The organism is Streptomyces sp. NPDC048415, from assembly GCF_040651675.1.
Taxonomy (GTDB): Bacteria; Actinomycetota; Actinomycetes; order Streptomycetales; family Streptomycetaceae; genus Streptomyces.
In genome coordinates this window covers 18,762-28,517 of the sequence record NZ_JBEZKJ010000098.1, presented here as the reverse complement: position 1 = coordinate 28,517, position 9,756 = coordinate 18,762, and the positions used below count along the sequence as shown (strand labels likewise).

The following is a 9,756-nucleotide window of genomic DNA, read 5'->3' as shown; positions in this document are numbered from 1 at the left end:
CACGCCCCACTGGGGGGGGGGGCTTTTGAGGTCCGCGCGGTCAGACCCCCCGGGGGGGCGGGGTGCGCGCCCGTGGGCGGCCCCCCGCCCCCGGCCGTGCCGTACCCGGGGGCTGCCGCCCCCAGACCCCCGTTGTCGCGCTGACGCGCTCGTCCTCAAACGCCGGAGGGGCTGAAGACTTTCAGCTCCTCCGGCGTTTGCGGAGGGGGCGAAATACCCTCAGGCCGACGACAGTTCGCGTTCCAGTGGGGTCCGGAAGCGCGGAGTGATCCTGGTGCCGCCGACCCAGGACTGCAGGCGGGCCGCCTCCGCGGCGAGGGCGGTGTGGGCCTCCCGGCCCACCCCCTCCGTGTCCAGGAGGCGCCACACGATGTCGCCGTCGGCCCGCTGGGCCCATCCGCCGACCACGCGCCCGTCCCACCACACCGTCGGCCCGACATTGCCGCTGCGGTCGAAGAGGGCGGGCCGCAGCGAGGGCGCGAGGTACCAGTCGCGTTCCTGCCAGCCCATGGCCGTGGGGTCCAGTCCGGGCAGCAGCGCGGCCCACGGCGCCGAGGGCCCGGGGACGGGATCGAGGTCCTCCTCCGCGACGTACCCGGTGGCACCGTCGTCCAGCGACACGGCCACCGCGCCGATCGCGGCCAGCGTCCGCCTCACGTCGGTGACCTTCCAGCCCGTCCACCACTTGAGGTCCGCCTCCGTGGCCGGCCCGCACGCCACCAGCCAGTGGCGCAGCAGCTCGGGCTGAGCCTGCGCGGGAGGGAGTTCGGGATGCGGCGGGGCGACCGCCCAGCGGAACTGGCTCGATGTCCACGAGCCGAGCGGACGCCCGCGCACCACCCGGCCCTCGACACCGAGGACCCGCATCAGCCGGGACGACACGGTCTGCGGGCTCTCGTAGCTCTTCCCGGCCCCGTACGTGAACTGTTCCCTCAACCGGGGCTCATCCCCGGTGAGTTCGTTCACCGTGGCCTGCCCACGCCGGGCCAGCGCGGCGAGCGCGGACGCCTCCACCTCCGTGAGCCACTGTTCGGTCAGCCGCCCGTCGCTGCCGGTGATCACGTCCTTGATCAGCCCGGCCCGGGCCTTCGCGGCGATGGCGAGCCCGGTCGAGGCGTGCACGACGGCGGCCAGCTCGGTGGGGAACACGAACACGGTGTGCCGCATGCCGTGCATCCGTACCAGCGTCCGGTCCTCGTACAGCGCCCGCTCGACCTCCGCCACCGTCTTCCCGGCGTCCGCCAGCCGCGCGCCCACCGCCAGGTACACGGTCGCCGGATCGGTGCCGTGCAGCGCGACCAGCGAATCCGCGACCTCCTCGGGACGCGCCGCCCGGGCGGTGGGAGCGAGCCGCTGCCGCCGCGCGAACCGGGCCCGCCGCTCCGCCACCCCGATGTGCCGCCGCTGCCCGCTCACGCCGCCTCCGCCCGCTCCCGTGAAGTGCACTGATCCTCATCCTCTCGAACACCCGCCCGGCACGCGGCGTGACTCACCCGTTTGCCGTACTCAGCATGGCGTACGCCCTGTTCACGGCCTTGACTGAGGCCACCGCGAGGCGCGGGACCCGAAGGAGACCAACGAGGAGCAGGCCGGGGAGAGGCGATGCAGAGGCATGGCATACGAGCGCTGCTTCCGGCGGCGGCCGCGACGGCGGCCCTGGCCGCGCCCCTGACCGGCTGCTCGAACGACAACACCCCCTCCAACGTGACTTCCCAAGCCGCGTCCGCCGTCTCCAAGGCCGGCGACGCCCTGGCCTCCGCGACCGCCGAGGCCGGCCGGAAGTTCAAGGAGTTCAAGAACGGCGTGGACGCCAAGAGCGATGTACGGCTCGACAACCGGGTGAGCACCGACTCCGCCGGGCATGCCACCGCCAAGCTGACCGTCACCAACTCCACGTCCTCGGCGAAGACGTACGTCATCCAGGTGGACTTCCGCGACAAGGGCGGCAACCTCCTCGACACGGTCGTGGTCACGGTGGACGACGTCGCCGCGGGCGCCGCCAAGGACGCCACCGCTCGCAGCGGGCGTACCCTCTCCGGCGACGTCACGGCGGACGTCGCCCGCGCCGCGCGGCACTGACGACCGTGGTCCACAACGGCGCCCCAGCCACCCCGGCGGACCGCGCCGCCCTGGGCAAGGCGGCCCGCAAACGCTCCTCCCGTTCCTCGCACGGCACCTGGATCCCCACCGCCGACCGCCCCGACCCCGTCGGCGTACTGGAACGGCAGGGCAAGGACCGGCTCCAGGAGCTCCTGCCGATCCGGTACGGGCGGATGACGGCGTCACCCTTCGCCTTCCTGCGCGGCGCCGCCGCCGTCATGGTCGCCGACCTGGCCGCCCAGCCGCACACCGGGCTCACGGTGCAGCTGTGCGGCGACGCCCATCTGCTGAACTTCGGGCTGTACGCCTCCCCGGAACGCACCCTGCTCTTCGACCTCAACGACTTCGACGAGACGTTCCCCGGCCCCTTCGAGTGGGACGTGAAACGGCTCGCGGCCAGCGTCGCGGTCGCCGCCCGCGAGAACGGGCACAAGGAGGCCCACGTCCACGGCGCGGCGCGGGCGGCGGCGGGCGCGTACCGCGAGGCCGTACGGCGGCTCGCCGAACAGGGCGAGCTGGCCGTCTGGTACGAGCGCATAGACGCCGACCAACTGCTCCCGCTGATCCGCTCCGCCCGCCGCCGGGGACAGGTCGAGTCGAGCCTCACCCGCGCCCGACGCCGAACCGACCTCCACGCGCTGGGCAAACTCACCGAGACCGTCGACGGACGCCCCCGCATCGTGCACGACCCGCCCCTGCTGGAACCGGCCGGAGCCCCCGACATGGCCTCGCTGCGCAAGATCTTCAGCGACTACCGCTCCACGCTCCCCGAGGAGCGCCGCCTCCTCCTCGACCGCTACCGCTTCGCCGACGCCGCCCGCAAAGTCGTCGGCGTGGGCAGCGTCGGCACCCGCTGCTTCCTCGTGCTGCTCGCCGGACGGGACGCGGACGACCCGCTGTTCCTGCAGATCAAGGAGGCCGGCACGTCCGTACTCGAAGAGCACCTGCCCAGCGGCCCGTACGTCCATCCGGGGCACCGGGTCGTCGCGGGGCAGCGGCTGCTCCAGGCCGCGAGCGACATCTTCCTCGGCTGGGTGAGCGGACCGCAGGGACGGGCGTTCTACTGGCGCCAACTGCGCGACATGAAGGGCTCCGCGGACGTCGCCGGCATGAGCCCCGGCGAACAGCGCAACTACGCCCGGCTGTGCGGCACCGCTCTGGCGCGCGCCCACGCCCGTTCCGGCGACCGCATCGCGATCGCCGCGTACCTCGGCGGCGCCGACACCTTCGAACGCGCGGTCGCGGACTTCGCGCTGCGCTACGCGGACCAGAACGCCGACGACCACGCGGCACTGGGAGCGGCCGTGGCGGCCGGGGTGATCCCGGCGGCTCCCGGCGTCTGACCGCCGGGCACCCGAGCGGGAGCGGCGACCACCCGCGAGGACGTCAACGCCCTGGTACGGTCGCCCGGTTCGCCGTCCGCTCTTGGTCGTCGAGTTCGGTGAGCAGGAGATCCACGAAGTTTCGCCGGTCCTCGGCGTGGTGGCGGAACCAGAGGCCCAGCATGTGCTCCGCGTCGGGCAGATCGAACCGCGTGAACCGGGAGCCGGCGGCGAGTGCCTCCGCCACCGCCTCGGTCACCGCGGACGGGATGACGGTGTCGTTGCCGGGCACGGCGAGCACCGCCCGTCCCGCGTACGCCCGCAGGACGCCGAGCGCGGGGGAGCGCCGCCAGCTGTCCGGCGTACGGATGATCTCGCTGAAGCGGCTCTCGCCCTCGCCGAACGCAACAGGCCACGCTTCAGCGCCGTACACCGCCGGAGCGCACAGCCCGAGAGCCACTGCCCGCTTCCCGTAGTGGCCCGCGAGATCTGCGACCGTCTGGCCGCTCATGCTGAACCCGACGAGGATCAGCCGGCCGTCCGCAGGGACCGTCGCGTCGATGACGGAAACGGCCTGTTCAAAGCGCCGCTCAAGGCTCAACTCCCCGAGCGCGCCGGTGCTTTCGCCGTGCCCTGAGAAGTCGAGGGCCAGCCCCCGGCAGCCGCGTACGACGAAGTCCTCGAGGAGAGGGAGCAGGCGCTCCTTGCTGCCGATACCGGCGCCGTGCAGCAGGACGGCGGTGGCCGCGTCGCCACCGCCGGCGCCACCACCGTCGTCTCCGCCGCTGACGCAGCTCAGTCGTTCACCGTCGTGGTGGTGCGTGAAGGAGGACAGCATCCCCCCATTTACGCACGTCCCTCAGACCGCTCAGCAGACGGGGCGTCAGGAGGCGGGCGTACCACCGGGCGCATCCCCGGACGTGCCACTCTGCGCACCACTGGACGCGCCGGCGTCGGTGTCCGTGACCGCGCCCCGGCGGCACCCGCGCCCGGCGGCACCCGCGCCCGGCGGCACCCGCCCCCGGCGGCACCCGCGCCCGGCGGCACCCGCCCCCGCGCCCACCGCCGCGCCGAGCAGCGGTGCCAGGAAGAGCAGCCCGATCACCACGCCCCACAGCCAACAGATTGCTCACGCGGGGCGCCCCCTATGACCGTTTTGGCACGTTGGCCGACTCTGTAGCGGCGGCGAAAGGCGCGTAGTCGGGAGAAAAGGAGATGCGTGTCCATGAGCGTCGTCCCTACGCTGGACAGGCGTTGCGGAGCTGCTGGTCCCGCCTTCCGCAGGAGAGGCATCACCTGGCGGACTCGGGGCTACTCTCTACGCACCGACGGACGGTTGCCCACCCCCAGCGCCCCGTCGGGGAGATCCACATCCATCACCGCTCAGCCATCCACGCCACACGGAGTCCCGCCATGGGAACCTTAATCATTTCCGCGGCCGTGATCCTGGCCGTCATGGGCTTCGGCAACCACGTCCTGTGGCTCGCCGCGGCCGCCCTCCTCTTCCTGTACGTCCGCTACGGCCGCACCGGCGGCGCCCCCGGCACCGCGTCCTCGTCGGGCGGCGGACCCTCGTCCGCGCGCCCGGACCCCAGCTACCGCGCGTACCGGGACCGCCGTGACCGGCAGGCCAAGTGGGAGCGCCGCTACCGCAGGGAGCGCCCGCGCGAGGCGCGCCGCCAGGAGCGCCAGAAGTAACGCCCGGTGCCCCGGTTCACAGAGCCGGGGCACCCCAGATCGGGAACCAGCGGCCGAGATCCTGCTCCATCCGCAGATCGTCGGTGAGCGCTGCCTTGATCTGCAGTTCCAGCGCGTTGTCGCGCCGCTGGTCCCCACCGGCCGACGGTGCGAAGGGGTAGAACGTCCCGCGCTTGTAGAGATAGACGAGCCCGAGCCGCCGCTGCCCGGAATCCTGGAAACCCACCACCGAGCAGAGCAGCTGCGGTCCGAAGCCGGTGCTCTCCAGCGCGCTGTTGACCGCGTGCAGATCGCTCACCAGGGCGGGCAGGTCATCGGCTTCCCTCCGTGAGACCAGCCACGAGTACCCGTACTCGTCCCGGCTGAGCTCCACGGGCGGCCCGCTGCGCTCAGCATCGGCGTCGAGCAGCGCCTGCACCTCCTCGTGCGCCTGGGCGAAGGCCGCGCCCTCCACCGTGGCGAAGCACACCGCACCCGTCCCGGTCGGCGTGAACCCGGCGGCCGCCTGCAGGGTCACGGCCGCCGACGCCAGCCCGAAGAGCTGGTCGAGATCGGGTGCGACGGGCTTGCTGCGGCCGAGCAGGATGTCCAGGAATCCCATCTGGTCAGGTGGCCTTTCCGGGCGCCGCCGCCTCGCCCAGCTCGGCGGAGATACGGGCCAGTTGCTCGAGCCGCTGCTCCAGGCTCGGGTGGGTGGAGAAGTACTTGGCGATACCCGGCTCGGCGCCGAGGGCGGGCGTGAAGTAGAAGGCGTTGAACGCCTGCGCCGTCCGCAGGTCCTTGGTCGGAATCCGCCCGATGTCCCCGGTGACCTTGGTCAGCGCGGACGCCAGCGCCGAGGGACGTCCGGTGAGCAGGGCCGCGGCCCGGTCGGCGGCCAGCTCGCGGTACCGGGACAGCGCCCGGATGAGCAGGAAGCTGATCGCGTACACGGCGGCGGAGACGGCCATCACCGCCATGAAGACCGCCAGCGTGTTCTGGTCCTTCCTGCCGCGCCCGCCGAAGAGCTGAGAGTAGAACGCGAACCGCACGATCAGCCCGGCGAGCACCCCGAGGAACGAGGCGACGGTGATCACGGCGACATCCTTGTGCGCCACATGCGACAGCTCGTGCGCGAGTACGCCCTCGAGCTCGTCGGGCTCCAGCCGCCGCAGCAGCCCGGTGGTCACACACAGCACCGCGTGATCGGCGTTCCGCCCGGTCGCGAACGCGTTCGGCATATCGAGATCGGACACGGCGACGAGCGGCTTCGGCATGTCGGCCACGGCACACAGCCGGTCGACCACCCCGTGCAGCTGGGGATACTCCTCCCGCTCCACGATCCGCCCGTGCATCGCGTACAGCGCGATCCGGTCCGAGAACCAGTACTGCGCGCCGAGCAGCCCGGCCGCGATCACCACGACCAGCACCCAGGACTTCAGCAACACGATCAACGCGGCGACGAACGCCACGTACAGCAATCCGAGCAGAAACAACGTGACCGTCATCCGCACGGTCAGCCGCCGATCACTCCGAAACCGACTCTGCATCCCGCACCATCCCACACTCAGGCACTCGTCCCGCTTTCCATTGTGCGCCCGCGCTCGCCCATGAACAGGCCTCTATCACCCCATGGTGGGCAAAGAACTGCCCTGTCAAGTGCCACTTATTTATGCCGGGCACACAACGGCCTTTATGCCGGGCACACAACGACGGAGCCCCGCCACCACCCGAAGGCGATGACGGGGCTCCGTACGGAAGCCGTGTCGACTTGCCCGTCTTACACGTCGAAGTAGAGCTCGAACTCGTGCGGGTGCGGACGCAGCTGCAGAGGAGCGATCTCGTTGGTGCGCTTGTAGTCGATCCACGTCTCGATCAGGTCGGACGTGAAGACGTCGCCCTGGAGGAGGAACTCGTGGTCGGCCTCGAGACGGTCGAGGACGGCCGGGAGCGAGGTCGGAACCTGCGCGACGCTCGCGTGCTCCTCGGGGGCCAGCTCGTAGAGGTCCTTGTCGATCGGCTCGGCCGGCTCGATCTTGTTCTTGATGCCGTCGAGGCCCGCGAGGAGGAGGGCCGAGAAGGCGAGGTACGGGTTGCCGGAGGAGTCCGGCGCACGGAACTCGACGCGCTTGGCCTTCGGGTTCGAGCCGGTGATCGGGATACGCATGGCGGCGGAGCGGTTGCGCTGCGAGTACACCATGTTGACCGGGGCCTCGAAGCCGGGGACCAGGCGGTGGTAGGAGTTCACCGTCGGGTTCGTGAAGGCGAGGAGGGAGGGGGCGTGCTTGAGGATGCCGCCGATGTAGAAGCGGGCGGTGTCCGACAGACCCGCGTAACCGGCCTCGTCGTAGAACAGCGGGTCGCCGTTGGCCCACAGCGACTGGTGGACGTGCATGCCCGAGCCGTTGTCACCGAAGATCGGCTTCGGCATGAAGGTCGCGGTCTTGCCGTTGCGCCAGGCGACGTTCTTCACGATGTACTTGAAGAGCTGGAGGTCGTCGGCCGCGGCGAGCAGCGTGTTGAACTTGTAGTTGATCTCGGCCTGGCCGGCGGTGCCCACCTCGTGGTGCTGGCGCTCGACCTGGAGACCGGAGGCGGCCAGCTCGAGGGAGATCTCGGCGCGCAGGTCGGCGAAGTGGTCGACCGGCGGGGTCGGGAAGTAGCCGCCCTTGTAGCGGACCTTGTAGCCGCGGTTGTCCTCCAGCGCACCGGTGTTCCAGGCGCCCGCCTCGGAGTCGATGTGGTAGAAGGCCTCGTTCGACTTGGTGTCGAAGCGCACGCTGTCGAAGACGTAGAACTCGGCCTCGGGGCCGAAGTACGCGGTGTCGGCGATACCGGTCGACGCGAGGTAGGCCTCGGCCTTCTTCGCCACGTTGCGCGGGTCACGGGAGTACTGCTCGCCGGTGATCGGGTCGTGGATGAAGAAGTTGATGTTGACCGTCTTGTCGCGGCGGAAGGCGTCGACGCGCGCGGTGGACAGGTCGGCGCGGAGCGCCATGTCGGACTCGTGGATGGCCTGGAAGCCGCGGATCGAGGAGCCGTCGAAGGCCAGTTCCTCGTCCGGGTCGAAGGCCGTCGCCGGCAGCGTGAAGTGCTGCATCACACCCGGCAGGTCGCAGAAGCGGACGTCGATGAACTTGACGTCCTCGTCCGCGATGAACTTCTTGGCCTCGTCGGCGTTCTGGAACATCCAGCTCCTCCTACTCCCGCCCACTGTGGACCGGGGTGGTAGTTCGTTCGTGCGGCCAGTGCGGTGGCACACGCTGAGGCCGACCTTAGGGACGGGTGATTTCTCAAGCGTGACCCATTTGTTTCGCCCAAGTTAACCGACCCGGGTCGCCCCGGCCCCTCCTGTCCGTATGGCAAAACGGGCACAGTACCGTGGACGGGTGGACAACAGGGAAGCAATCGGATCGTGGCTCTCCGGACCTCGCGCGGCCGCGGAGGAAGCCGGTGTCGACTTCGGATACCGGGGTGAACAGCTCGGTCTCCCGGAGCACGGACCGGGCTCGATCGCTCGCCCCGGCCGCCGTCTCGGCGCCCTCGCCGTCGACTGGGGCCTGTGTCTGTTGATCGCATACGGGCTGCTCACGGACAGCTATAACCGGGCGGCCCAAGTCTGGGCGCCGCTCATCCTCTTCGTGTTGATCGTCCTCACGGTCGGCTCGCTCGGCTTCACCCCCGGCAAGCGGCTCTTCGGCCTGCGGGTGGTCTGCCTGGGCACCGGCCGGGTCAACCCGCTGCGCGCCCTGCTGCGCACGGTTCTGCTGTTCCTCGCCGTCCCGGCCCTGATCTGGGACCGTGACGGTCGCGGCCTGCACGACCGTTTCGCGGGCACGGTCGAGGTTCGTAAGTAGAGAGCGTCAAAGCGTCCATACGACGAAGGGGGCGCCCGGATCTCTCCGGGCGCCCCCTTTCGCGTAGGAGGGATGTCAGCGGGCCTTCGGCCCGCCGCGCGGCATCCGCATGCCCTTGGGCATCGGACCCTTCGGCAGCGGCATGTTGCTCATCAGGTCGCCCAGTGCGCGCAGCCGGTCGTTGGTCGCGGTGACCTGCGGGCCGCTGAGGACGCGCGGCAGCTTCAGCATCGCCGTGCGGAGCTTCTTGAGCTCCACCTGGCCCTCGCCGCTGCCCACGAGAATGTCGTGGACCGGGACGTCCGCGACGATCCGCGCCATCTTCTTCTTCTCGGCGGCCAGCAGGCTCTTCACCCGGTTCGGGTTGCCCTCGGCGACCAGCACGATGCCGGCCTTGCCGACCGCGCGGTGCACCACGTCCTGGCTGCGGTTCATCGCCACCGCCGGGGTCGTGGTCCAGCCTCGGCCGACATTGTCGAGAACGGCCGCGGCAGCGCCCGGCTGCCCCTCCATCTGCCCGAAGGCGGCGCGCTCGGCCCTGCGCCCGAAGACGATCGCCGTCGCGAGGAAGGCGAGCAGGAGGCCGAGAATGCCGACATAGACCGGGTGGCCGATCAAGAAGCCGATCGCGAGGAAGACACCGAGGGTGAGAATTCCGACAGCCGCGAGTACAAGACCGATCTTGGAGTCGGCCTTGCGAGTCATCTTGTACGTCAGGGCGATCTGCTTGAGTCGCCCGGGGTTCGCAGCGTCCGCTGCGGTTTCCTTCCTCGCCATGCCACGAGTCTACGTGGCCCGGG

At 70.7% G+C, this 9,756-nt stretch carries 11 protein-coding genes; 4 read left to right on the top strand and 7 right to left on the bottom strand.

Annotation, left to right across the window (positions count from 1 at the left end; translation table 11 throughout):
* Positions 1-219 precede the first annotated feature (219 nt).
* Positions 220-1,446 carry a winged helix DNA-binding domain-containing protein gene (locus tag AB0D27_RS37975; protein ID WP_362518068.1) on the bottom strand — a complete coding sequence of 409 codons (1,227 nt, stop codon included), beginning with the start codon at positions 1,444-1,446 and terminating at the stop codon, positions 220-222.
* Positions 1,447-1,602: 156 nt separating this feature from the next.
* On the opposite strand from AB0D27_RS37975, the gene AB0D27_RS37970 reads away from it, so the two are divergent.
* Together AB0D27_RS37970 and AB0D27_RS37965 are read left to right on the top strand one after the other, a co-directional pair.
* Positions 1,603-2,079, top strand: a complete 477-nt coding sequence (locus AB0D27_RS37970; RefSeq protein ID WP_362518066.1) for a hypothetical protein — start codon at positions 1,603-1,605, stop codon at positions 2,077-2,079.
* Positions 2,080-2,084: 5 nt separating this feature from the next.
* On the top strand, positions 2,085-3,443 hold the full coding sequence (locus tag AB0D27_RS37965; protein WP_362518064.1) for a DUF2252 domain-containing protein: 1,359 nt from the start codon (positions 2,085-2,087) through the stop codon (positions 3,441-3,443).
* A gap of 43 nt (positions 3,444-3,486) precedes the next feature.
* On the opposite strand, the gene AB0D27_RS37960 is transcribed toward AB0D27_RS37965, so the two are convergent.
* Both AB0D27_RS37960 and AB0D27_RS37955 read right to left on the bottom strand, forming a co-directional pair.
* The gene (locus AB0D27_RS37960; protein WP_362518061.1) at positions 3,487-4,260 is read right to left on the bottom strand and encodes an alpha/beta fold hydrolase; all 774 of its coding nucleotides are present in this window, start codon (positions 4,258-4,260) and stop codon (positions 3,487-3,489) included.
* A gap of 45 nt (positions 4,261-4,305) precedes the next feature.
* On the bottom strand, positions 4,306-4,530 hold the full coding sequence (locus tag AB0D27_RS37955; protein ID WP_362518058.1) for a hypothetical protein: 225 nt from the start codon (positions 4,528-4,530) through the stop codon (positions 4,306-4,308).
* Positions 4,531-4,835: 305 nt separating this feature from the next.
* Between AB0D27_RS37955 and AB0D27_RS37950 the strand changes: the two genes are divergently transcribed.
* Entirely contained in the window at positions 4,836-5,120 is a 285-nt protein-coding gene (locus AB0D27_RS37950; RefSeq protein ID WP_362518055.1) for a hypothetical protein, read from the top strand.
* Positions 5,121-5,136: 16 nt separating this feature from the next.
* Here AB0D27_RS37950 and AB0D27_RS37945 read toward each other — a convergent pair whose 3' ends face one another.
* The 3 genes from AB0D27_RS37945 to glnA all read right to left on the bottom strand — a co-directional run bounded on the left by AB0D27_RS37945 (position 5,137) and on the right by glnA (position 8,289).
* Positions 5,137-5,721, bottom strand: coding sequence for a hypothetical protein (locus AB0D27_RS37945; protein ID WP_362518052.1), 585 nt, complete (start codon positions 5,719-5,721; stop codon positions 5,137-5,139).
* A gap of 4 nt (positions 5,722-5,725) precedes the next feature.
* Positions 5,726-6,649 (bottom strand): zinc metalloprotease HtpX, encoded by a 924-nt coding sequence (gene htpX, locus AB0D27_RS37940; RefSeq protein ID WP_362518049.1) that lies wholly within the window; start codon positions 6,647-6,649, stop codon positions 5,726-5,728.
* Between the two features lie 230 nt (positions 6,650-6,879).
* A complete protein-coding gene (gene glnA / locus AB0D27_RS37935; protein WP_362518046.1) occupies positions 6,880-8,289 on the bottom strand; it encodes a type I glutamate--ammonia ligase in 1,410 nt (469 codons plus the stop codon).
* 199 nt (positions 8,290-8,488) lie between these two features.
* Between glnA and AB0D27_RS37930 the strand changes: the two genes are divergently transcribed.
* On the top strand, positions 8,489-8,956 hold the full coding sequence (locus AB0D27_RS37930; RefSeq protein WP_362518044.1) for an RDD family protein: 468 nt from the start codon (positions 8,489-8,491) through the stop codon (positions 8,954-8,956).
* Positions 8,957-9,031: 75 nt separating this feature from the next.
* On the opposite strand, the gene AB0D27_RS37925 is transcribed toward AB0D27_RS37930, so the two are convergent.
* The gene (locus tag AB0D27_RS37925; protein WP_362518041.1) at positions 9,032-9,733 is read right to left on the bottom strand and encodes a DUF4191 domain-containing protein; all 702 of its coding nucleotides are present in this window, start codon (positions 9,731-9,733) and stop codon (positions 9,032-9,034) included.
* Positions 9,734-9,756: the final 23 nt, after the last annotated feature.